We start from the raw sequence: 22,233 nt of genomic DNA on the forward strand, positions 1-22,233 counted from the left end.
CCCGCAGCGGAAAGAGGTTGAAGTGACGCAGAACTATAGTCGCCGAAATGTCCTTGAGGGATCCCTGGCCGCGATAGCTGCCGGCTCGATCGCGCCCGGTGCGGCAACGGCCGCCCGGGTCACCGCGCCCGGGCCCTGGCGCCCTCCCGCCGACAACGAGCGCCGCCGCCTTATCTCCACGGCGCGCTTCGGACAGAAGCAGGGCGTCAGCGGACGCAACGGTGTGGCGATCTGCACGCACCCGCTGGCCTCGGCAGCGGCGCTCGACATGTTGAGGGCGGGAGGAAATGCGTGCGATGCGATCTGCGCCGCCGCCATGGCGCAAACCGTGATCGAACCGCACATGACGACCCTGTCGGGCATGTTCTCGATGCTCTATTACGACGCGCGCACCCGCTCCTATTCCTATGTCAACGGCGCGATGGGCGCGCCGAAATCCCACCCGGTATTCAAGGGCGGCGCCGACGCGTTCGGCGCGATGGCCGCGGCCGGCCAGTATGATGGCCAGCTGGTGCCCGTGCCCGGTTATTGGGGCGGCTTCGAAGCCTCGCATCGCAGACACGGCCGCTTGCCGCTCAGGACGGTGATGGCACCGGCCGTCCACTATGCGCGCCACGGCTTCGAGATTCATCCCTTTCTGTGGGGCGAGATGTTCGTCGAGTCCGCCGACCTGGGAGCGGCGGACTACGGCCGGGAGGTCTATTACCGGGATCGTCGCCTGCTCAATGTGGGCGAGATGCTGGTCCAGCCCCGCTATGCCGACACGCTGGAGCGCATTGCGGAGGAAGGCAGCGACTATTTCTATCGGGGCGAATTCGCCCGCAAATACGCCGACGCCGTGCAGCGGGCGGGCGGCTATGTGACGGTCGAGGACATGGCGGCATGGCAACCGCTGATCGGCGAGCCGTTGCGTTCGACCTATCGCGGCTTCGACGTGATCGCCGCCGCCGCGCCCGATTATGGCGGGCAGGCGCTGCTCGAGATCATGAACATGGTCGAGCTGCTCGACGTCCAGAGACTCGGCCCCGCCTTCGCCTCTCCCGAGACGACGCGCAGGCTGATCGAGATGATCAGGCTGGTCTATTCCGACGCGGTCGCCCAGCGCTGGAGCAATTCGGTCCAGCCCGCCGAGACGATGATCTCCAAGGCACTGGCCGCCGAACGCTTCGCCCGCCTGGGCACGCAAGCGATGCCGCCCGGCCCGGCCCCCGCGCCGCCCGGGTCGACGCATGTCACGGTGGTCGATCGGGAAGGCAATGTCGCCACCGTGCTGCACTCGGTGATGTCCGCCCCTTACACCACCGGCATCTTCGTCGACGGCGTCTATGCATGCGCGGGCCTGCTCCATCTCGGCTCCGGTCTGCCGGGCGCGGACGGGCGGGTACATGCGCGCATCGCTCCCAACATGTTCGCCCGAAACGGGATGCCGGTGCTGGCGTCCGGTTCACCGAGCATCTCGCTCACGGAAACGGTCGTGCAGAATGCAATGAACATGCTCGATTTCGGCCTGGACATCGAAACCTCGGTGCACAAGCCGCGCTTCGGCGGCGACGACCTGCGCGTACCCGGCAATACGATGATCGAAGCCGACATGGGCAAGGACCTGATCCGTCGGCTGAAGGCGGGTGGACAGAAGCTGAGCGGTTCGAGTCCCTGGGACTGGATGCACGGCTCGTTCGACGGGATCCGCATCGCAGAGGACGGCATGGCCACGGCCTGCGGCGATCCGCGACGAACGGCGCAGGCGCTCGCGGCCTGAACATGGCCTGGCCTGTCGATCCGGCCGCAAATCTGGTCGCGGGCGAAACCTTTTCGGCGAAGCTCGAAAGCCCACCCAGCTATGGTCGCGGTTCCTCGACTGACCCGAGGCCTCGTTATGGCCGGGCGCAGTTTCCTCATGACACATGCCGCGGCGATGTCGCGGGAAAGGGACACTCATGGAATTCAACAGGCGCAGGGCGATTGCCGCCTTCGCGGCATCCGCCACGGCCTCGATGCTCGGCGGCGCGACGAACGCGATGGCCGCCATGGGGCCACGCGCCGATGGGAAGCCGGCCCCCTCGCCCCTCGTGCGGCCGGATGCCGAGCAATTCGACATGACGTCCCGGATGACCGGCCGCAGCTACCGGATCTTCATCGCCAGGCCCTCGGGGACGAAGCCGGTACCCGCCGGCGGCTACCCGGTCATCTATCTGAACGATGGTGATTTCGAATTCCATACAGCCGCCGATGCATTGATGATGCAGTCGATCGCGCTGGAGCTGGCGCCAGCCTATATCGTCGGGATCGGCTATGGCAAAGGCTGGGAACATGCCTCGCGCACCCGCTGCGCCGACCTCACGCCGTCGCAGCCCGATCCGGCCACCCTCGCCGGTCTTGAAGCATCCCCGCTGACCAAGGGTGCGATCTATGGCGAGGCGGAACGCTATCATCGCTTCATGACCGAGGAGCTGCGCCCGTTGATAGAGGCCAGCTATCCGGTCAGCCGCAGCGACCGCACCTTATGGGGACATTCCTTCGGCGGTCTCTTCGCCTTGCACGTCCTGTTCCACCACCCCGAGGCGTATCGCACCTATCTGGTCAACAGCCCGTCGATCAACTGGGGCGGCGGCGCGATCCTGGAGCATGAACCCAAGCTGGTCGCACAGCTGGAAGCCGGCAAAGTCGCGCCGCGCGTGCTTCTCACCGCCGGCGAATATGAGGAAAGGCTCGCCGATCACGTCAAGCTCTATCCTGGCGTCACGCGCGAGCAGATGCAGGCCGCGTTGAAGGCCTTTGCGATGGTGACCAACACGCTTGGACTGGCCGAGCGCCTCAGGGCTGCAAAGGCGCCCACGGGTACGCAGTTCCAGGCGATGATCTTCGATGGTGAAACCCATCTGAGCGCGATCCTGCCGGCGATGAGTCGCGGGTTGCGCTTCGCCCTGGCCGCGTGACCTCGCTCGTGGCTCCGGCCAGCGCCGCATGAACAATTTCGGCAACAGGCTGGTCATCCTGCGCAAGATGCTGGTCGAGCTCGATCTCGACGGCTTCATGCTCTCGACCGGCGACGCGCACATGACGGAATGGCCGGCCGCTTTCGCTCAACGGCTGGCGTGGCTGACCGGCTTCACCGGCACGACCGGCATGGCCGCCGTGCTCGCCGGCCGCGCGGCGATGTTTGTCGACGGCCGCTACACGGCCGCAGTACGCAATCAGGTCGACGGCGGCGACTACGGCTTTGTCGATCTGGCGCAAACCGGCATCGGCGACTGGCTGGCCCGCAATGCAGAAGCGGGCGCACGGATCGGATATGATCCGACGCTGCACGGCTGCGATGCGGTGCGCAAGATCGAGCACAGGCTGGCGGGCTCCGGCATGGAACTGGTCCCACTCGCCGCCAATCCGATCGACGGCTTATGGGTCGACCGGCCCGAGCGCCCGAAAACGCCGCTGTTCGTCCAGCCGGTCACGCTGTCGGGCAGGACCACCGCCGGCAAGCTGGATGACGTCACCGACTGGCTGGCTTCGAGTGATGCAGACGCCGTTGTGCTGGTCGCGCTCGATTCGATCGCCTGGCTTTTCAACATCCGCGCGAGCGATATCCCTGTCGCGCCGCTCGGCTACGCGTTCGCGATCTGCAGACGAGACGGCAGCGCCGACCTTTACATCGACACCGCGACGTTGAGTGACGAAGTCCGCAATCACCTTGGCGATCGCGTTCGGCTGGCCGGTTACGACGACTTCTACCCCGCGCTCGAAGCGCTGACGGGTCAGTGCGTGTCGATCGATCCCGACCTCTCGCCGATCGCGATCCACCAGGCGCTCAGCCAGGCAGGCGCCAAGGTGCGCGAAGACGTCGAGCCGACATTGCTTGCGAAGCAAATCAAGAATGTCGTCGAGATCGAGGGGATGCGGCAAGCGCATGTCCGCGACGGGGTGGCCGTCACGCGCTTCCTTCACTGGCTGTCGACAGAGGGCCCCAAAGGCAACCAGACGGAATTGTCAGCCGCCGGTCGGATGACCGCGTTCCGTCGCGAGCTTGCCGGCTTCCACGGCGTTTCGTTCGATCCGATCTCCGCCGCCGATGCGAGCGCGGCACTGCCGCATTACTGGCCGACGCCGGCAAGCAACCGCCCGATCCGGCCTGGCAGCGTCTTCCTGATCGATTCCGGCGGACAATATCCTGACGGCACGACCGACATCACGCGAACCGTGACGATCGGCACGCCCCGCGCCGAGGTGAAGGATCGCTTCACCCGCGTGTTGAAGGGGCATATCCGCCTCGCCGCCACACTCTTTCCCGCCGGCACGCTGGGCAGCCGGCTCGATCCAGTGGCGCGTCTCGCCTTATGGGAGGCCGGCCTCGATTACGCCCATGGCACCGGCCATGGCGTGGGCCACTTCCTGAACGTGCATGAAGGACCAAATCATCTGCCTGCCGGTCCCCGGCCCGGCGAAACGGGGATCCAGGCGGGCATGATCCTGTCCAATGAACCCGGCTATTACAAAGCGGGCGACTACGGCATCCGCATCGAGAATCTGGTCGTCGCGGTCAAGCGCGACGTGCTCGGCGCCGAGCAGCCTCTCCTGGGCTTCGAGACGATCAGCCTTGCCCCGATCGACCGCGCATTGATCGACATCGATCTGCTGAGCGATGCCGAGATCGCCTGGCTCGATCGCTATCATGCCCGGGTCCTCGCTCGCATCGGGCCACTCGTGCCGTCGGACACGCGCCGCTGGCTCGAACAGGCGACCGCGCCGCTTCGCCCCGATGCGCGATCGGCGCGGGTCGCGGATTTCGGAGACTGAACAATGACCCGCATCTTTCGTCGCGCCGCGCCCAAGCGCAACAGTTCGTATTTCGCCCGCACGATGTTCAATTCGTTGTGTCTGGCGTCGATCGCGACGCTGTCGCTTGGCGCCGCCCCGGCAAAGGCCGCTCCCGCCGCGACAGGCCCCGCCGCCAGCGGCGCGGTCACCGAAACGGCACGGCTCAACGCCTGGCTGGATGCCAAATATGATGAAGAGCTTGGCTTCAGTCCGATCGCACGTTCATTCCAGGGCGACAAGACGGACCAGGCCAGGATCGACGACCTGTCGGAATCCGCAAGCGACCGGCGGCTCGCGTGGCTGCGAAAATCGGTCATGCAACTCAAGGCCGGATTCGACCGCACGCAACTCTCGCCGGACGGGCGCCTGTCCTACGATCTGTGGGTCTACAGCTATGAGGAGGCCGCGCGGGCGGCAAGGTTCAAGCGCAACGTCTTCGTCTTCGACCAGTTGTTCGGCGCGCATACCCGGCTGGCGCAGGTCCTGATCGCTGCGCACAAGGTGGATGAGCCGGCGGACATGGACGCCTATGTCACGCGGATCGGCGGAATCCGGCGCGGCCTGCTGCAGCAGCTGGATATTGCGAAGCGCAACGCGGCTGCCGGCTCCCGCGTGCCCCGCTTCGCCTATGAGACCATGATCCGGCAGGCACGCACGCTGGTCACCGGGGCACCGTTCACAGGCCAGGGCGACAGCGCCATCTGGACCGATGCGCAAGCCAAGGTCGACGGGTTGCTCCGGGCCGGCAAGATCGATGCCGCAACCGGAGCCATCTACAAGGCCACCGCCCGCAAGGCGCTGCTCGAAGAATGGCTGCCGGCCTATCAGGCGGTCATCGCCTGGTTCGAATCCGAACTGCCAAAGGCTGACGCCGTGGCCACCGGGGTGGGCAAGAACCCGAACGGTGCGGCCTATTACGCCGCGATGCTCGCAAGTTCGACCACCACGACCCTCAACGCGGACGAAATACACCGGCTCGGCATTGCCGAAGTCGGCCGCATCAGACAGGAAATGGAGGCCCTGAAGGCGAAAGTCGGCTTCACCGGCCCGCTTCGCGATTTCTTCAAATATCTGCGTGAGGATGATCGCTTCTACTATCCAGATACCGACGAAGGCCGTCAGGCCTATATCGAGGCCGCAACCGGGCACATCGCGTTCATCAGGCAACAGCTTCCACGCTATTTCGGAATTCTGCCCAAGGCAGGCGTGACAGTGCAGCGCGTCGAAGCCTATCGCGAGATCCCCGGCGGGCCGCAGGAATATCAGATGCCGGCGGCTGACGGATCACGGCCAGGCGTTTTCTATATCCATCTTGCCGACATGCGGGCGATGCCCATCCCGCAGCTTGAAGTCGTCACCTATCACGAGGCACTGCCGGGTCATCACATGAACTATGCGATCGCGCAGGAGCTGAGGGGCGTTCCCAGGTTCCGCCGCTTCCTGTCGATCAATGCCTATCAGGAGGGCTGGGGCCTCTATAGCGAGAAGCTCGCCAAGGAAATGGGCGCCTATCAGGATCCCTATTCGGATTTTGGGCGCCTGACGACGGAGATGTGGCGTGCGATCCGGCTGGTCCTCGACACCGGTCTCCACGCCAAAGGCTGGACCGAAGAACAGGCGATCGCCTATTTTCTGGCGAATTCACCTCTCACCGAGGCCCAGATCCGCTCCGAGGTCCGCCGTTACATCGTCATGCCGGGTCAAGCGACCGGCTATAAAATCGGGATGATCAGGATCGAGCAGCTTCGGCAAAAAGCGCAGGCAAAGCTCGGTGCCCGGTTCGACATCCGCGGATTTCACGACGTCGTGCTGGGCGGTGGCCAGCTACCTCTGGATCTGCTGGAACGCCGGGTAGACGAGTGGATTACCGAGAGCTGTCGGGCCGGCAAGGCAGCCGGCAGCCGGGGTTGCTAAACGCATGCATGCAAGCACGCTGCGCGCGCATCGGCATTGGGTTCACATTGCGCAAAGCTCGCCTCCTTGCCGAAGTTTGATCCGGCGAAACGACCCTGTGACCATAAGCGCATGACACCCCAACCGCGCCGATGAAGACGGTTTGTGACGCCATATCGAAGATGCCTGTGCGGTTCCGCAGCCGGGCTGCCGGCGCCAAAGGCCCCCATCCGCCCCGTGGAGACCAGCTCATATCCGAGCAACAGAAAATCCCGACAGGCCGCCATCGCGGACCTTCGTCACGCCGGGATCATGAGCGCCCGCGCCACAGTGAGCGCACATAGCCCTCGGCCCTTCGTCCCCAGTTCGTCTCGCGTGCCCAATTGAGGATCACCGAGCTGACGATGAAAAAGAAGAACGGCACGAAGACAATCAGCGCATAGAACATCAGCGCCACCGTCGTGACCATGATCGCGTCTCCGCCCAACGCGATATCGGGGAAACCCAGGAAATCGAGCGTGACCGGTTCGGCCTTCTTGTCGGGACCGCCCTTGGCGGTCTCGCCGATCCAGTACATCATTTGCCCCGCGCCGAACACGCCGGTCCCGCCCAGAAGGATCGAGAGCTGGCGATCGCGGCGTGCCGCGGCTTTCTCGTTACTCGCCTCATTTCGCCGCTGCAGGTCGCTCGCATGATCCTCAAGACTGGCGACAGCGAGGTCGAGAGCGTCCTTCTTGCGCTTGATGCCGCGCAATTCCTCGAGCTTGCCGAAGACGGCTCGCTCCGTGTCGTATCGGAAGGGGTTGGCGTACCGGAAACGCTCAAAATCCTTATATTCGGAGAACTTGACATGGTTGATCGCCATCTCGGCGCGATCGAAATCGTCTTCACCTTCCAACGGCTCGCTCTCGGCAAGCGCTTGCGCCGATGCGCTCAGCGGCTCGGGAAGGCGTCCCTGACCCCTCGCTACAAGCGCCTCGATCCGCTCTATGCGGGCCATGCTCCTGGCTTCGTGCCCGCGCGCAAGAAACTCGTTGTGAAGCGCAAGCGCGTGAATGAGGAACGCATAGGGACATGTGCCGATATAGTCGTTGCCGGTCTCAAGGCTTCGGCTCTTGGGAACATAGGTGAGCATTGCGCGATGATTGGCATAGCGAACGAAGAACCGCTCGTCGGACTGCGCGTCGCTCTCCGGATAGATCGGATCAATGCTGTCCAGGATCTCCGAGGTGTCCTGGTTCATGAAATCGATGATGTTCTGGTTGAATCCGGCCAGAAACAGATAATCCAGGCAATCCGTCCGCCCCTCTTCGAATGCCGGGATCCGTAGCGGTAGCGGCGCGGACAGCCGCCGCCCGGCCTCGTCGACCGTTTGTTCGACAAGGCCGAGCCGCATCGCTGCAGCCAGCTCATCGACGCTGCTGAACCTCCCTCCGCCGGCCTTGCGCAGCACCGGGCTTCGGCCCCTGATCCAGTCGGCATATTGCGGCTGCGCCGTGACCCAGCCCCAATAGCCTTCGTCGAGCCTTACGATACCGTCGCCGGCTTGCGCGGCATCAACCTGTTTTTCCAGCCTGAGCTGATAGGGGAGGTAGCAGCGCTCCTGTACCATCACCTTGGGCGCGGCGCCGTCATTCGTGACCGGATCAAGCGGCATCAGCCGCTTGAAGAATCGCTCGTCATGGATGAGGAACATGAAACGCGACTTGGGCACGACGAGCCCGGGAACCTCGATAAACGGCACCTGGTCGATCAAATGCTCGTCGAGCGCGGAACTCCGGGCCTGGCCGAGCTGCAACGCCAGCCTGTCGAACAACCGTGCGGCATCGTCGAGCATTCGCCGACGCACGAATGGCCAGAAACGCTCGGGCTTTCCGCTCGCGTCGGTAACGGTCAGCTGATCGAGCGGCGCAATGCCGAGATGCTCGTCGAATACCGACGCGGTCGAACCCGGTTCCCACCGCTCATCGAGCTCGAACTCCTTGGGCGCGGCAAGCTTCTGAAGCAGCGACAAGAAATAATAGGTCGCCGGGGTATAGTTTGCCTCGTCCCCATCCCTTTCCAGCGACGCATAATGGTGGCTGAAGGCGAGGTGGTAGCTGAGCGCTCCGTTATTGTGCGCAAGCCAGAAGCGACGGAGACGGACCGCACGTTCGTCCCCGAGCCCGGGCGGAATCGCCTCGTAGGTGATCCCTTCAGTGGACCATTGGACCGATGCCGGTGGAGTGAAGATGAGGCGCTCGCCTGTTCGGATCGACTTGGCGGCTGCGAGACGTCGCTCGCGACGGTCGGTCCCCTCGGCCATCGCGGGTCCATCATCGGCGGCGAGCAGATGCTCCTGCACCTCGCCGAGCACCTCGCGATCGGCAATATCGTTGAACAGCGGATCGATCGCGTTGCGCAGCAGGAGCGAAGGCAGGTGCCGAGCCTGCATCGTGCCGAATTGCTCGTGGTGCAGCGGCTTGCCGGCCTGACCGGCCGCGGCCGCCACGCGATCGGGCTCGAGATAGAGCGACAGCGTCCAGTAGAGCGTGCCCGGCCTCGCCTTCTCGAAACCCTGCCCCTCAGGCCAGTCCCCCCTGATCGCCATATCAACCTATTCCTCCGCAGAAGATGTCTTGGCGAGTGCACGGAAGCTGTCGAAGTCATGCGTCGGCCGCCCGCTTCGGAGCCAGTCGAGCGCCGGCTCCATCGGCAGCAGCGGCACTGGCGCGGCGCGCGCGCCAAGCGCGGCGAGTTGCCGGGCCGCGACGCCGTCGGGCACCTCGGCCACGCCCTTCCGGACCGAAATCCCGAAGAAACTTTCGAGATGATCGTGCAGCAAGCCCGCATCGATCGCGCTGTGCGGATAATCGATCGCGGCATAAATCAATCCGTCGTCCGGCTGCTGAAGGGCCGACAGGGCCGGCTGGACATAGGGAAAGTCGACGACGCGAGCGCCCACCTTCGCCCAGATCGCGAGCCGGTCGACCTGATCGGTTCCCGAATGAGCGGTGTCGGCGGCGTATTCCTCGGCGGTCAGGCGGAGCGGATCATTCTGCTCGATGAAGATGGCAGGGGGTAGAGACGCCCGATCAAGCCCGAGTGCGACGAGCGCGAGTTCACGCACCGCGCCCAGGATGACACGCAAGAGGCCACGCCCCCGCGCCGCTGCCTCGACATAGACGTAGTTGAGCGCGATCGTTGCAGGCGGCAGCCCGCCGCCGCTGTCGATGCCGGTCGCGAGAAGATTGGCGCCGCCGAGCAGGGTTCCCCGTTCATCTTCGAACACGGCGACGAGTTCCGAATGCGTACGGCCATAGGCGTGACGATGACTTCGGTTCAGTGCCAGGCAGGCCTTGAACCCCTCCAGTTCTTCGCGCTCGTCAGGAAGGACGAAAGCCCGGTCATATCCTGAAAAGAAGCGGCTCAGCACGGTCGAGCCGGGATCGCCCGACGCCTTGACGCGTATCCCGCCGCCAAGATCGAGCACGATCAATCGATTGTCGGTCCCCCCGGGCATGGCCGATGATTGCCACGCGATCCCGACCGTCGCAAGGCTAGGTTATCCGCAAGCAGGCGCTCCACGCAGCAGACCGCTGTCGGCCGGACGCCATCTTTGAACGAGGACCACATCCCTGAGGCTTCGACGGTTTTCGATGACGATTCGGGTGCCCGGCGGCATGCCCCTCCTCGCCTGCCTCCTTCCTCAATTGAGTGCGAGCACCTGTTTGCTCCTTATCCCTGACTCCTGAAGCTCGCCTTGTCGCAATAAACCCGCTGCCAGGCCGAGGAGGATCGCGGCCTGTTCGTCATTGAGTTGATGCTGGAAATCCGACAAGAACTGACCGAGCGTCATAGCGGCTTCAGTTCCCGATATCGCCGGCATAGCTCCAGCAATATCTGAAATTAGCTCCAAGATGTCGAGTTTACAGCTTTCCATGATTGCCCCCGCGTCCATTTATGACTGCGCGCATCGGGTTGGAAACCGTCCGGCCCGCTCGCCATGCCTCCGACGGCGTCTTTTTTATCGTTGTGCAACGCAACAAATCCTAAATCCATGATGGTTGCGGCTGCGTTGAGACCCGAAAACTGCACGCTTGACCCGTGAGCGGAGCAAGACCGCCGCCGTTTAGCTCCCTCGCGCACCCTCGCCCGGAGGCATGACGCCGGTCTAACGCTCCAGCGCCGCCATTGATCGAAGCAGCTCGATCAGGTCATGGGCGGCAAACGGGTTTGGTGAAGCCGAGGGAGAGCGGACGAGCGGACCCAACCGGCTTTCAACCAGTGTAGCGGGGCCCGCATAAGCCATCGTCCAGTTGGCAAAGCGGCGCATGGAGATTTGCTCGACCTCCAAAACCCTCACATTCGTGTGTCGTGGATCCCGGCTGATGCTCTCCATGAGCTCATCCAGCGCCCCCGGTTCCCCTTCCAGTACCTGTGCGAAATGCGAGTATGCGAACATGAGGGCGCCGGTGACATCGAGCTTCATGTTGCGAACACGCGAGACATCGACAATTTCCGTGACGCGCCATTCCTCGTCAGGAACCTTCACCCTGGCGTCACTGACGTAAAGGAGCGAACGTAGAGCCATCAATATCTCTCCTCGTCGGAGCACATCCCGCGCTGCCGACCCTTAGCCACATCCAAGCCCCTAGTTGTAAGAGTCTTTGCCAGGAACCTGAAAGACGTGATCTAAGTTGGACAGCCAAGTGCAAATTCGATCGGGTCGCTCGTGCAAACCGCAAATGTGACATCACCCCTGGAGCCGTTTTTGACAAGGTTACGGGACCATGCGGATCTCACCGACTTGGACGCAGCATCGGTCCTGGCGCTGCCGAGTACACGGCATGTCTTCACTGCTGGCGATTATCTCGTGCGCTATGGCGAGATCCCAACCAGTTGCCATCTTTTGTTAACGGGCTTTGCGCAGCGCAATAAGCTCTTGCCGGATGGCTCCCGGCAAATCATCGGCCTCCATATCGCCGGAGACCTTGTCGACTTCCAATATTCGTTGTTGGGTCGTGCAACCCATAATGTGCAGTTGCTCACGCCGGCCAAGGTTCTCGAGATTCCTGTCGGGCCGCTCGTCCACCTGATGCGTTCCCGCCCCGCGGTGGCGGAAGCGATCTGGCGCAATGGCCTGACCGAGGCCTGCGTGTTCGAGGAATGGATCGTCAATATTGGTCGGCGCGACGCACGAAGCCGGATCGCCCATCTTTTCTGCGAGATCGGAATCCGGCAGGAGCAGGTCGGGCTTGGTTCCCGATCGCATTTCGACCTTCCGTTGTCCCAGGAGCAATTGGGTGATGCGCTGGGCCTGACCGCAGTCCATGTCAACCGAGTATTGAGACGGATGGAGGCGGAAAAGCTCGCTTGGAAAAGCCGGCGTTCGGTCAAGGTTTTCGACTGGGACCGCCTTGCCGCTGTCGGCGACTTTTCCGGCGACTATCTGGATCAGCGACGCGCCGGACAAGGCGGGCTGTAAAGGCGCATATCACCCTGTCGCACGACAGGCCCGGAGGTGGCGCCCGCCGGGAGCGGGCGAGCCCAGGACAAAGCACACTTGATGCCGATTTTTCCAGGAAATGGCTGTTAAGGGATAGAGCAGCGGGAAGGCTGGCGGCGATAGCGATCCGATGCGAGGGCCGCTCGTTTCCAGTATTTTGAGCGCCAGAGTGTTGGGAGAGCCTGCCTTGTGGCAATGAGCGTCCTCTGTCTGCCGGCATCCTGGGAACGGCTCACCTCGAGTGAGGTTCGTTGGTCCCTCGCTCCAGTTCCTCGCGCGTCACCCAGGTCCCGACAGTCCCGCCGTACCTGTACCGACTATCCTGATGGTGCCCGTCCTGCCCCAGATAATGCTCGATACCCCCGATGATGGCTCCTGCGATCATGAAGAGTCCGTCACGGGTCTCTTCCTCGCGTTCAATGATAAAAGTCACGATGCCACTGGCACCAAAGTGGCGGAAGGTCTGACCGATTGCCATGTTACCGATGTGCCCGATGCCAAGGCTGATGTCACATTGTCGGCTAGGCTCAGTCCGGGAACTTCGCGAAAACATTGCGAGCGAATTGGCCGGGATCGATGATCCGGAAGCGCACGCGACGCTTGGGACCTTGCCTAATTTCCTGGTTCGCACTGAGGCAATCCGCGAGCATATGCGCGCGACGGTCGATCACATCTCGGTCTTGATCGAGCAGCACGACCCGCGATGAGCAGGAGCAGACCAGCTGCTTTAGGGATTTTCATGCGTTGCGATACCGCTTCCGGGTTCGATGCCGCGCCGCTGATACTCCAACTCAACCAGATTAAGCCAAGGCGCATTACCTGCAGAATTCGCCACGCCCTGAACGGCATCGATCCAAGCGCATCTTTGATCTCGATCAGCTTTTTTTCCATGTCTTGCCTGCCGGCGGCCAAGGCAACGGCGCATCAGCCTAAGGCGATAGGGGCCGGCGCCCCATGGCGGAAGCTGTCGGGCCGGAGCCACCAGGGGCAGCCCGATCGCAGCACATGGAGGATCGCCTCGATCATCCGGCGCATCGACCATCGTCGTCGCCGTCAGCATGGTCGGGGTGATGGCAGATACGGCTCGATCAGTCGCCAATCGGAATCGCTGAGATCGCTTCCATATCGCAGGCCCGCGCGGGTTCGAGCCCCAGACTCTCGTAAGAAACGGGAGGCCCGGCAAGCCGGGCCTCCCGCAAGTCAGTAATCCGTCGACTGCATCGACGCGGCCTTCTCCTCCCGCGGCACCTCGGCGACGAGCGCCTCTGTGGTGATGAGTAGCGACGCGACCGAAGCCGCATCCTGCAGCGCTGTGCGCACGACCTTTGCCGGATCGATCACTCCTGCCTGGACGAGGTCCTGATACTCAGCGCTGGCTGCGTTGAAGCCCCAGTTATAGTCGGAGCTTTCGAGCAGCTTGCCGACGATATAGGCGCCGTCCTCGCCGGCATTTTCGGCGATCTGCCGCGCCGGTGCGCGCAGCGCCCGGCGGATGATGTCGATGCCGGACTGCTGGTCGTCATTGACGGCCTTCAGACCATCGAGCGCCTTGATCGCACGGAGCAGTGCGATGCCCCCGCCCGGCAGGATGCCTTCTTCGATCGCGGCCCGCGTCGCATGGAGCGCGTCGTCGACCCGGTCTTTCTTCTCCTTGACCTCGACCTCGGTTGCGCCGCCGACGCGGATCACCGCGACACCGCCGGCGAGCTTGGCCACGCGCTCCTGCAGCTTCTCACGGTCATAGTCGGACGTGGTGGTCTCGATCTGCTGGCGCAGCTGCGCGACGCGGCCATCGATATCGTCCTTCTGGCCCACCCCGTCGATGATCGTCGTATTGTCCTTGTCGATCGTTACCTTCTTGGCGCGGCCGAGCATGTTGATCGTGACATTCTCAAGCTTGATGCCGAGGTCCTCGGAGACCACATTGCCGCCGGTCAGGATCGCGATATCCTCCAGCATGGCCTTGCGGCGATCGCCGAAGCCCGGAGCCTTGACCGCGGCGATCTTCAGCCCGCCGCGCAGCTTGTTGACGACGAGCGTCGCGAGCGCCTCGCCCTCAACGTCCTCGGCGATGATCAGCAGCGGTCGCCCCGACTGGACGACCTTCTCCAGCAGCGGCACAAGCGCCTGAAGGTTCGAGAGCTTCTTCTCGTGGATCAGGATGTAGGGATCGTCGAGCTCGACCTTGAGCTTCTCGGCATTGGTGATGAAATAGGGCGAGAGATAGCCGCGGTCGAACTGCATGCCCTCGACCGTTTCAAGCTCGGTCTCGAGGCTCTTGGCTTCCTCGACCGTGATCACGCCCTCATTGCCGACCTTCTCCATCGCTTCGGCCAGGATGCGACCGACTTCCTCGTCGCCATTAGCGGAGATGGTGGCAACCTGCGCGATCTCGCTGTTGGCGCCGACCTTTTTGGCGTGGCTCTCAAGATCCTTGACGACCGCGTTGACCGCGAGGTCGATGCCGCGCTTGACGTCCATCGGGTTCATGCCGGCGGCGACAGCCTTCGAGCCCTCGCGTACGATCGCCTGGGCCAGCACGGTCGCAGTTGTCGTGCCGTCGCCCGCCTTGTCATTCTGCTTGTTGGCGACCTCGCGCAGCATCTGCGCGCCCATATTTTCGAACTTGTCGGCAAGCTCGATTTCCTTGGCGACGGTCACGCCGTCCTTGGTGATCCGTGGAGCGCCGAAGCTCTTGTCGATGACGACGTTTCGGCCTTTGGGCCCCAGCGTCACCTTCACGGCGTTGGCCAGCGTATCCACGCCGCGCAGCATGCGATCACGCGCGTCCGACGCAAACTTCACTTCCTTGGCAGCCATCGCTGCTACTCCTTTCTATTTCCTTCCTGAATGTTCGAGGGATAAGGGCGGTCGATCAGGCCGCCTGCTTGAGAGGCACGACGTTGTCGATCACGCCGAGGATGTCGCTCTCCTTCATGATGAGCAGATCCTCGCCGTCGATCTTGACCTCGGTGCCCGACCATTTGCCGAACAGGATGCGGTCGTCGGCCTTGACGGACAACTCGACAAGCGCTCCGCTATCGTCGCGCACGCCGGGGCCGACTGCCACAACTTCGCCTTCCTGCGGTTTTTCCTTGGCGGTGTCGGGAATGATGATGCCGCCCGAGGTCTTTTCCTCGGCTTCGATGCGGCGGACGACCACACGGTCGTGCAAGGGGCGGAAATGCATGCATAACCTCCAGATGCAAAACAGATTGTGATGTCCCTATCGTTCAAATGAGCGACAGGTTTGGGTGAGCTAGGCGAAGAAATTTCTGCGTTCAAGAGGGACGAAGAAATTTTTCTGGCACTCAGGCACCCAGAGTGCCAGCTCAGCCCTTTTCCAGCGACAAGCACCGGCACTAGCCCTCTTGACGCGACTCAAGACCGCACCAAAATCTTCGGCCAAGCGCGGTATCGCCCACGCATGAAAAGGAGCGACAAAAGGAAAGGAGCCACGGTCATGTCGCAGCCATCTTCGCGTTTTCTACACCCGTTTGACGTTGCTTGCCATCCGAGCCTGGAGCCGGAAGTGAAGCGTGCCATCCTCGCCTCTTGGGCGTCCGAGCACACCGCGGTGAAGGACCAGCCGGCGATGCGCAGGCCGCCTGCCCCCAAGCGCGCCGAACCGGTCGACGAGATCCTAACCACCATGCGGTCGCCCGAGGCATCGCGGACAGAGAGCCGGGCGGAGAGATGATCGATCGCGATTTCACGGCGCAGCTGGAGGGCTATGGTCTCACCACCGCCGAGATTCATTATTATCGGCCCGATGCACCGTCGCTTCTCCAGCTCTTCGTCTGGCAGGAATATGACTTGGCGCCTGATTTCCCCGTGCTGTTTGACTTTCTCGACCATTGGCGGCGCGAGATCGAGGCTGCACTCCATTCAGTCCGCATCGCCCATGAACGACAGATTGGCCCTACCGAATGGCGCGCGGTCGACGGCATCTTCCCGCTTCGATGACCATGGTCGATCATTTCGGCAGAAAGCGCAGACAAGACGGTATCCGGTTGGAAATCGAATAATTTCAAGGAGTCGTGCCGGAGGACGGCCTGCTGCCTGCGACTTGCTGGAACATATATTCGACGCGTGGACCTCTAAAGACCGCCAGGCGGACAAGCCAACCGGCACCTGGGGCTGCTCCGTTTGCGTGAGTGATATAGAGTTTCTGAACTCCCTCTCGCGGCGGAGTCTCGATGCCGAGGCGCATTCGCGAGGAATCTGGGCAAGCGCCCGCATCAACTCGACGAAGCCGCCTTTGTGACCTTATACTGCCCGCGCACCAATGAAGTCCCGTTCCCAGAGCCGGTATCCGATCCCGCGACGTGCGTTATCGAACGCGGCGGTTGACCCGCCGGCAGGCACGGGCAGGCTTTAGACGGGGGGGGCGTCGTGCGTTTTTCCATCGGATCTCGGATCATCGTCGCTCTTGTCGCCATGCTCTCGATGCCGGCGCCAGGCATTGCCGCGCCTCCCCCGGTCGCGCGAAGCCCCGTCACGATAGCGCTCGGCGACTATCTCGGCGTGCTCAAGACCGCCGAGATCCGGATCGGCGACGAGCGCGCCACAATGATATTGGACACCGGGGGCGGCATCACGGTCATCACCCCCGAATTTGCACGCAGGATCGGCTGCAAGCCCTGGGGCCAGCTCAGCGGCTCGCGGATGAGCGGCGAGCGGCTGACGATGCAACGCTGTGCGCGGCAGCCCGTCGCGATCGCGGGGCAGGAACTCGGGCCGCTCGAGATGGGTGTCTTCGACCTGGCGCGCATCCTGCCCGCGGACGCGCCGCGCGTCGACGGCGTGCTGTCTCTCGACGCGTTCGCATCCGTTCCCCTGACCCTCGAGCTCGAAGCCGCCCGGTTGACGATCGAGACGCCGGACAGTGTCAGGCTTCGCACGAGTGCGGCGGCGGAAATACCCATGCGGTTGCATCGCCAGGCGGGAGGCGCCAGCCTTACGGTCATGGCGGCCGTGCCGGCGGCACCGGGCGATCTCTGGATGCAGATCGATTCGGGGAGTGACGCGCCCTTGCAGCTGCCGCCTTCCTCCGCGTCCGCGCTTGGGGTCGAACCGGGCGCCGGGGAGCAGGTCATCACGCTTTTCGCCGGAACAGCGGCAGGCCGGGATATCGCCGTCGCGGCCAAGGCCCGCGTGCGGGACATGATCATCGACGGCAATATCGGGATAGCGGTTCTGCGAAATTGGGTGATGACCTTCGATTTCGCCGGCGAGAGATTGTGGATCAGGCGGGCGACGACGGTCGATCGGGCACAGCCTGCGCCGGGCCCTTTATCCAAACCCGCCCGGTAACGGACGCGAAGGAGGCGGCCGCGGCTTCGCTTGCCGCGCTCGAGAGAGGAAACAGCGAAGCGACCGGGTCGCCGGCCATGCCAAGCGGCGCGATGCGCCCTCGGACCTTGAGCAAAAGCATAGTGTGCCGGCGCGTTAGGCCCGGAGGGCTTCGAAACCGCAAACAGGCCGTTACGAGCGGCCGGCCGTCTCCGGGCATTGAGCGACAGGCCCGCGCCCGAAATCAGTTCGCCTCGCTCGCCTTTTCCTGCGCCCAGCGCCGATAGGCTTCGACGAACGCGTTCACCTCGTTGGCCATGGTGTTGCTCGCCTCGGCGGCCTTGCGCCCCTCGGCGATCAGCGCCTCGGCGCGCTTGCGGGTATCTTCGAGGACCGGCCGCATGCAATCGACATAGTCCTGGGTCGCCGCGGTCACACGCTCGATCTCGCTCTTGTCGACGCGCGGCCTGTCGCTCAGCTCGGGCTTGCGGCACGCGGACGCGGGCGACGGCGTACCTCCCTGCCCCGAGCCCCCGGCCTGCGCCAGCGCCGGTCCGGCCTGCGCGACCAGCGCCGCGGCAAGCGCCGCCGAAATCCATCCTGTCCTGCCGGCCATCGCCATTCTCCCCGAGATGATGCGTCACACATGACGCCTGCACCTCAACGAGCGCGGACCGCATGTCCTCATGCGGCACGCCGCCGCGATCAGCTGATGATCACCACGCCGGGCAGTCGCGTCGCGGTGACGTTCTGGGAATCCTCGAGCCGTTCGATCCACTGGTCGATCCGGTCGAGATGGACGACGGCGTCGATCCGGCGCTGCCCCGCCCTGTCGTTCCTGAGCATGATCATGCCGGGATAATAGCGGTCGATCTCGGCGACCACCTGCGCGAGCGGCCGGCCCCTGAACACCAGGAAACCGCGCGACCAGGAAAGAAGCTCGCCCGCGTTGACGCCGGCGACGGCGCCGTTCCGGCCGCGGCCGAACGCGACCTGCTGGTTGGGCGTCAGGTCGACATGCGAACCGCCGGCCGATACCCGCACCTTGCCGCGGATGACGGTGACGCGCGCGCCGTCACCCTCGCGCTTGACCGAGAATGCGGTGCCGAGCACGCGAACCTCGCCCGCGCCAGCCCCGATCACGAACGGACGCGACGGATCGCGCTTCACGTCGAAGAACGCCTCGCCCCGCGCCAGCGTCACGCGGCGTTCATTGCCCCGATAGTCGATATCGATCGCCGACCCGGTGTTGAGCTCCACCTTGCTGCCGTCCGCCAGCTCGGCATGGCCCCGCGCCGCCCCTTGCGTCGCATGGTCATATTGCCAGACGGTGAGATATTGCTGGCCGATGACCGCCATCGCCGCGATGCCCGCCGCCATGGCGGCGAAGCGCCGTCCCCAGTTCGCGAGCTGGCGCGGCCGGTGCCGCAGCTGCACGACATTGTCGGGCGGGCGCACCGCCCTGTCCATGTCGCCCAGGATGCTTTCGACCTCGGCATAATAGCGGGCATTCTCGGGATCCTGGCGCCACCGCTCGAAGGCGCGGATCTCCGCATCGGACATCTCGCCCGAGGTGGAACGCGTGATCCAGCGCAGGGCTTCCTCTTCGGGATCCTGCCCGAATTTCAGCCGGCGCGTCTCTTGATCGATCCCCGTCATATCCTCACTACGAGTGACCCCCGACAAACCGCACGCCACCGGATGATCCATTTTGGTGGCTAGTTCCAAACACGGCCCGGTGGCAACACCCGCTCCTCTCCTCAGCGCTTCTTCATGAAGAATTCGACGGGGACGAGGAGCGCGATCTGCTCGCCCGCGACCTCCTGCGGCGGCTTGGGCAGCGGGCTGGCGCGCCGCACCAGCGCGGCGACCTCGCTATCGAGCAGCGAGAAGCCGCGGCTGCGGCGGATCTGCGAATTGATCACGCGCCCGCTCCTGTCCATCACGATCCGCACCTGGACGACATCCTCCTGCCCCGCGCTCTGCGCCGCGTCTGGATAGCGCTTGCGCCGCTCGAGCGCGGCCAGCACCTTCGCTTCCCAGGTCTGCTCGGCGCGCGAGTTGCTGTTGGAGGGTGCGCCGGTCTGCGGCGCCTTGGGCTTGTCCTTGTTGGGCGCCTCGGGGGCCGCCTGATGCGTCGTCTCCTCGGCCGGCTTGTCCGCCTGCTCCTTCTTCTCCTCCGGCTTCTCGCGCACCGGCACCGCCACATCGGGCGTGATGTTGAACGCGAGCTTGGGGATCGGCGGCAGCTTGAGCTTGTCGATCACCGGCTCGGGCTCGGCCTTTTTCTGCTCGGGCGTCGGCGGACTGAGCGTCGGCGGCGCCGGCGGCGCCGATGGCAGTTCCGCCATCTCGACCACCATCGCCGCCATCGGTGGTGCGGGCGTCGCGCCGGCAAATCCCACGAACAGCGCCGCCGCGACCGCGCCATGCACGCCGAGCGAGGCCAGCCCCGCCCCCATCAGCCGCCGACTGTCGTCGACGGGCGCGATCACCGACACCGGCGTCGCAGCCGCGAGCGGCCCCGTCCCGGTCTTCCCGAGCGCGTCGGCCTTCTCCACGTTCCTGGGCGGAACCGACGTTGCGCCAGCCGTCGACACCCCGGGCTTCTTCAGGGTTGCCTGGACGGTCATGGCTGCGCGGCTCCGGGTTCGAGGCCGACCAGCGCCACCTTCAGATAGCCCGAGGCGCGCAGCTCGTTCATCAGACCCATCAGGTCGCCATAATTGACGACCTTGTCGGCACGCAGGAAGATCCGCGCATTGAGATTGCCCTTGGTCCGCTCGCCCAGCCGCGCCGCCAGCGCCGCCCGCTCGATCCGGTCATTGCCCAGACTCAGCGACAGGTCCTTGCCGAGGCTCAGCACGATCGGCTCCTCGGTCTGGGGCTGCGCCTGCGCGGTCGAGACCGGCAGGTCGACATTGACGTTCACGGTCGCGAGCGGCGCCGCGACCATGAAGATGATCAGCAGCACCAGCATCACGTCGATGAACGGCGTCACATTGATGTCGTGGTTGAGATCGAGCCCGTCGTCGCTGTGGGAGAGCTTCATCGCCATGGCGCGAGATCCTCAGGCGGCCGCGGCGCGGACGGATCCGCGCGCGCCAAGCTTCACATCGACCTCATGGCTGACGAGGCAGGCGACCTGGGTCGAGGCGTCCGCCAGGTTGCGCCGATAGCCCGCCACGCTGCGCGCCACATGATTGTACATGATCACCGCCGGGATCGCCGCGACCAGACCCATCGCGGTCGCGAGCAGCGCCTCGGCGATGCCGGGCGCCACCACCGCCAGGTTGGTCGTGTTCGACTGCGAAATCCCGATGAAGCTGTTCATGATGCCCCAGACGGTGCCGAACAGGCCGACGAAGGGGGTGATCGCGCCCACCGTCGCCAGCACGCTGGCGCCGCGCAGCATCCGCTCGATCGCGCCCGCCTCGACGGTCACGAAGCGCGCCGCGAGCCGCTCCTTGACCCCCTCGCCCGCCTCGACCGTCGCGATCTCGCCCGTCCGCGAGAACTCGGTGCGCACCAGCTGGAGCATGCCCGCTGGCGCCCCGTGCTGAAGCTCGCCCACCTTGCCCAGCGCATCCACCGTTCCCAGCATCGCCAGGTCCGCGCGCAGCCGCCGGTTCGCGTTCTTCAGCTCCACCAGCTTCGAGATCCAGATCGTCCACGTCGCCACCGACGCGAACAGCAGGATCATCATCACCAGCTTCACCACCAATGTCGCGTGCGCGAACATCTGCCAGTAGGTCAGGTTCTTCGGCACCACCAACGGTACCGACACAGGCACCGCACCCTGCGCAAACGCCGCTACGGGCACGCACATCACGCCCGCCAGTACGAGCCCGCCCAGCACGCGCGCCCCCGCACGACGCCGCTGAGGATTGAAGCCAAACTTGCCGTTCACGTCCATCGTCCCCTGTCTCCATGGCGGCGCACCGCCCGGGCCAATCGCCCCGATGCGCGCCTCACTCGTCATGACGAGTGAGCGGACGGGCACCGCATGGCCCCAGGACACAAATCGCAACGGAAAGCCGGGCAACCACCGCATGAACGGCTCGCTCCATCCTGCCCTCAAGGCGCCGGACATGTCCTGCGAACCATGGTTGCCGCATCCAGCGGCCCGCAAGACCGGGCCGCGTGACCGTCCGGTCATCGCCGCGATGCTTCGACCGCCGCCCCGGCGCCCGCCTCGTCGATCTCACCCGCCTCGCGTACCCTGTCGCGGCAGTGCCGGATCGAACGCATGATGGTCTTCTCGACCAGGCTCACCGAAATGCCGAGACGCTCCGCGATCTCGCGATGGGTCAGCCGCTCATGGCGCGACAGCAACAGGATCTCGCGATAGCGATCGGGCAGCTCTTCCATCGCGTCGGCCACGATGCCCAGCTGCTGGCGCTCGATGATCGCCGCCTCGGCGCTTTCGGTCATGGTTTCGAAATGGACGAGATTCTCGTCGATGATCGCCACGCGCCGGCCGGCGATCTTGACATGATCGATCGCGATATTGGCGGCGACCCGGTAGAGATAGCGGCGCGCATCCTCGCGCGTGCCGGAAAAGTCCACGACCCGGTCGAGGCGCAGATAGACCTCGCTGGCAAGATCCTGGGCGGTTTGCTGGCAACGAACGCGCCTGGCGATGAATCGCTCGAGCGCGGGCCGGTCCTCGACGAACGCGGACGCGAGATCCGACGGTTCGCGCGCCGGCTCGCTCACGCCGCGACAGCCTCCGCGGCATCCCC

20 protein-coding genes and 1 pseudogene are annotated in these 22,233 nt (G+C 64.4%); 8 read left to right on the forward strand and 13 right to left on the reverse strand.

What is annotated here, in order from left to right; all coding sequences use genetic code 11:
* The first annotated feature begins 22 nt into the window (after window positions 1–22).
* From K7G82_RS14040 to K7G82_RS14055, 4 genes are all read left to right on the forward strand, one after another.
* Window positions 23–1,759: a gamma-glutamyltransferase gene (locus K7G82_RS14040; protein ID WP_222990528.1), complete on the forward strand. Its 1,737-nt coding sequence runs from the start codon at window positions 23–25 to the stop codon at window positions 1,757–1,759.
* 178 nt (window positions 1,760–1,937) lie between these two features.
* Window positions 1,938–2,936 carry an alpha/beta hydrolase gene (locus K7G82_RS14045; RefSeq protein WP_222990529.1) on the forward strand — a complete coding sequence of 333 codons (999 nt, stop codon included), beginning with the start codon at window positions 1,938–1,940 and terminating at the stop codon, window positions 2,934–2,936.
* A gap of 28 nt (window positions 2,937–2,964) precedes the next feature.
* On the forward strand, window positions 2,965–4,791 hold the full coding sequence (locus K7G82_RS14050) for an aminopeptidase P family protein (protein WP_222990530.1): 1,827 nt from the start codon (window positions 2,965–2,967) through the stop codon (window positions 4,789–4,791).
* 3 nt (window positions 4,792–4,794) lie between these two features.
* Window positions 4,795–6,726 carry a DUF885 domain-containing protein gene (locus K7G82_RS14055; protein ID WP_222990531.1) on the forward strand — a complete coding sequence of 644 codons (1,932 nt, stop codon included), beginning with the start codon at window positions 4,795–4,797 and terminating at the stop codon, window positions 6,724–6,726.
* Between the two features lie 289 nt (window positions 6,727–7,015).
* Here the strand turns inward: K7G82_RS14055 and K7G82_RS14060 are convergent, their stop codons facing one another.
* The 4 genes from K7G82_RS14060 to K7G82_RS14075 form a co-directional block, all read right to left on the reverse strand.
* Window positions 7,016–9,196 (reverse strand): hypothetical protein, encoded by a 2,181-nt coding sequence (locus K7G82_RS14060; protein ID WP_222990532.1) that lies wholly within the window; start codon window positions 9,194–9,196, stop codon window positions 7,016–7,018.
* Between the two features lie 105 nt (window positions 9,197–9,301).
* A complete protein-coding gene (locus K7G82_RS14065; RefSeq protein ID WP_222990533.1) occupies window positions 9,302–10,207 on the reverse strand; it encodes a hypothetical protein in 906 nt (301 codons plus the stop codon).
* A gap of 186 nt (window positions 10,208–10,393) precedes the next feature.
* Window positions 10,394–10,645, reverse strand: coding sequence for a hypothetical protein (locus tag K7G82_RS14070; RefSeq protein WP_222990534.1), 252 nt, complete (start codon window positions 10,643–10,645; stop codon window positions 10,394–10,396).
* A gap of 213 nt (window positions 10,646–10,858) precedes the next feature.
* A complete protein-coding gene (locus tag K7G82_RS14075) occupies window positions 10,859–11,278 on the reverse strand; it encodes a BLUF domain-containing protein (RefSeq protein ID WP_222990535.1) in 420 nt (139 codons plus the stop codon).
* A gap of 216 nt (window positions 11,279–11,494) precedes the next feature.
* Between K7G82_RS14075 and K7G82_RS14080 the strand changes: the two genes are divergently transcribed.
* Window positions 11,495–12,172, forward strand: coding sequence for a Crp/Fnr family transcriptional regulator (locus K7G82_RS14080; RefSeq protein WP_222990536.1), 678 nt, complete (start codon window positions 11,495–11,497; stop codon window positions 12,170–12,172).
* A gap of 981 nt (window positions 12,173–13,153) precedes the next feature.
* Here the strand turns inward: K7G82_RS14080 and K7G82_RS29790 are convergent.
* The 3 genes and pseudogenes from K7G82_RS29790 to groES all read right to left on the reverse strand — a co-directional run.
* Window positions 13,154–13,324, reverse strand: a pseudogene (locus tag K7G82_RS29790) (transposase); the annotation flags it as partial.
* Window positions 13,325–13,393: 69 nt separating this feature from the next.
* The gene (groL, locus tag K7G82_RS14085) at window positions 13,394–15,013 is read right to left on the reverse strand and encodes a chaperonin GroEL (RefSeq protein WP_222990537.1); all 1,620 of its coding nucleotides are present in this window, start codon (window positions 15,011–15,013) and stop codon (window positions 13,394–13,396) included.
* A gap of 55 nt (window positions 15,014–15,068) precedes the next feature.
* On the reverse strand, window positions 15,069–15,383 hold the full coding sequence (gene groES, locus K7G82_RS14090) for a co-chaperone GroES (RefSeq protein ID WP_222990538.1): 315 nt from the start codon (window positions 15,381–15,383) through the stop codon (window positions 15,069–15,071).
* A gap of 273 nt (window positions 15,384–15,656) precedes the next feature.
* Between groES and K7G82_RS29795 the strand changes: the two genes are divergently transcribed.
* From K7G82_RS29795 to K7G82_RS14100, 3 genes are all read left to right on the forward strand, one after another.
* Window positions 15,657–15,893 carry a hypothetical protein gene (locus K7G82_RS29795; RefSeq protein WP_246623556.1) on the forward strand — a complete coding sequence of 79 codons (237 nt, stop codon included), beginning with the start codon at window positions 15,657–15,659 and terminating at the stop codon, window positions 15,891–15,893.
* Window positions 15,890–16,159, forward strand: coding sequence for an usg protein (locus tag K7G82_RS14095; RefSeq protein ID WP_222990539.1), 270 nt, complete (start codon window positions 15,890–15,892; stop codon window positions 16,157–16,159). Before K7G82_RS29795 ends, K7G82_RS14095 begins: the two co-directional genes overlap by 4 nt.
* Window positions 16,160–16,633: 474 nt before the next feature.
* Window positions 16,634–17,509 (forward strand): aspartyl protease family protein, encoded by an 876-nt coding sequence (locus K7G82_RS14100; RefSeq protein WP_222990540.1) that lies wholly within the window; start codon window positions 16,634–16,636, stop codon window positions 17,507–17,509.
* A gap of 223 nt (window positions 17,510–17,732) precedes the next feature.
* Here the strand turns inward: K7G82_RS14100 and K7G82_RS14105 are convergent, their stop codons facing one another.
* The 6 genes from K7G82_RS14105 to K7G82_RS14130 all read right to left on the reverse strand — a co-directional run bounded on the left by K7G82_RS14105 (window position 17,733) and on the right by K7G82_RS14130 (window position 22,207).
* A complete protein-coding gene (locus K7G82_RS14105; protein WP_222990541.1) occupies window positions 17,733–18,104 on the reverse strand; it encodes a hypothetical protein in 372 nt (123 codons plus the stop codon).
* Between the two features lie 89 nt (window positions 18,105–18,193).
* Complete coding sequence (locus K7G82_RS14110) at window positions 18,194–19,147, reverse strand: FecR family protein (RefSeq protein ID WP_222990542.1); 954 nt, start codon at window positions 19,145–19,147, stop codon at window positions 18,194–18,196.
* Between the two features lie 101 nt (window positions 19,148–19,248).
* On the reverse strand, window positions 19,249–20,121 hold the full coding sequence (locus tag K7G82_RS14115) for an energy transducer TonB (protein WP_222990543.1): 873 nt from the start codon (window positions 20,119–20,121) through the stop codon (window positions 19,249–19,251).
* Window positions 20,118–20,546, reverse strand: coding sequence for a TonB system transport protein ExbD (exbD, locus tag K7G82_RS14120; protein ID WP_222990451.1), 429 nt, complete (start codon window positions 20,544–20,546; stop codon window positions 20,118–20,120). Before exbD ends, K7G82_RS14115 begins: the two co-directional genes overlap by 4 nt.
* A 12-nt stretch (window positions 20,547–20,558) precedes the next feature.
* Window positions 20,559–21,398, reverse strand: a complete 840-nt coding sequence (gene exbB / locus K7G82_RS14125) for a tonB-system energizer ExbB (protein WP_222990544.1) — start codon at window positions 21,396–21,398, stop codon at window positions 20,559–20,561.
* A gap of 245 nt (window positions 21,399–21,643) precedes the next feature.
* Entirely contained in the window at window positions 21,644–22,207 is a 564-nt protein-coding gene (locus K7G82_RS14130) for an RNA polymerase sigma factor (RefSeq protein ID WP_222990545.1), read from the reverse strand.
* Window positions 22,208–22,233: the final 26 nt, after the last annotated feature.

The sequence above is a fragment of the Sphingomonas colocasiae genome (genome assembly GCF_019880585.1).
GTDB lineage: Bacteria > Pseudomonadota > Alphaproteobacteria > Sphingomonadales > Sphingomonadaceae > Sphingobium_A > Sphingobium_A colocasiae.

Bases quoted from the DNA above. Each gene is read 5' to 3' on its own strand.
- groL (WP_222990537.1), bottom strand. From the start codon at position 15,013: ATGGCTGCCAAGGAAGTGAAGTTTGCGTCGGACGCGCGTGATCGCATG.
- K7G82_RS14105 (WP_222990541.1), bottom strand. From the start codon at position 18,104: ATGGCCGGCAGGACAGGATGGATTTCGGCGGCGCTTGCCGCGGCGCTG.
- K7G82_RS14100 (WP_222990540.1), top strand. From the start codon at position 16,634: ATGCTCTCGATGCCGGCGCCAGGCATTGCCGCGCCTCCCCCGGTCGCG.
- K7G82_RS14075 (WP_222990535.1), bottom strand. From the start codon at position 11,278: ATGGCTCTACGTTCGCTCCTTTACGTCAGTGACGCCAGGGTGAAGGTT.
- groES (WP_222990538.1), bottom strand. From the start codon at position 15,383: ATGCATTTCCGCCCCTTGCACGACCGTGTGGTCGTCCGCCGCATCGAA.
- K7G82_RS14110 (WP_222990542.1), bottom strand. From the start codon at position 19,147: ATGACGGGGATCGATCAAGAGACGCGCCGGCTGAAATTCGGGCAGGAT.
- K7G82_RS14050 (WP_222990530.1), top strand. From the start codon at position 2,965: ATGAACAATTTCGGCAACAGGCTGGTCATCCTGCGCAAGATGCTGGTC.
- K7G82_RS29795 (WP_246623556.1), top strand. From the start codon at position 15,657: ATGTCGCAGCCATCTTCGCGTTTTCTACACCCGTTTGACGTTGCTTGC.
- K7G82_RS14055 (WP_222990531.1), top strand. From the start codon at position 4,795: ATGACCCGCATCTTTCGTCGCGCCGCGCCCAAGCGCAACAGTTCGTAT.
- K7G82_RS14095 (WP_222990539.1), top strand. From the start codon at position 15,890: ATGATCGATCGCGATTTCACGGCGCAGCTGGAGGGCTATGGTCTCACC.
- K7G82_RS14115 (WP_222990543.1), bottom strand. From the start codon at position 20,121: ATGACCGTCCAGGCAACCCTGAAGAAGCCCGGGGTGTCGACGGCTGGC.
- K7G82_RS14065 (WP_222990533.1), bottom strand. From the start codon at position 10,207: ATGCCCGGGGGGACCGACAATCGATTGATCGTGCTCGATCTTGGCGGC.
- exbD (WP_222990451.1), bottom strand. From the start codon at position 20,546: ATGGCGATGAAGCTCTCCCACAGCGACGACGGGCTCGATCTCAACCAC.
- K7G82_RS14045 (WP_222990529.1), top strand. From the start codon at position 1,938: ATGGAATTCAACAGGCGCAGGGCGATTGCCGCCTTCGCGGCATCCGCC.
- K7G82_RS14070 (WP_222990534.1), bottom strand. From the start codon at position 10,645: ATGGACGCGGGGGCAATCATGGAAAGCTGTAAACTCGACATCTTGGAG.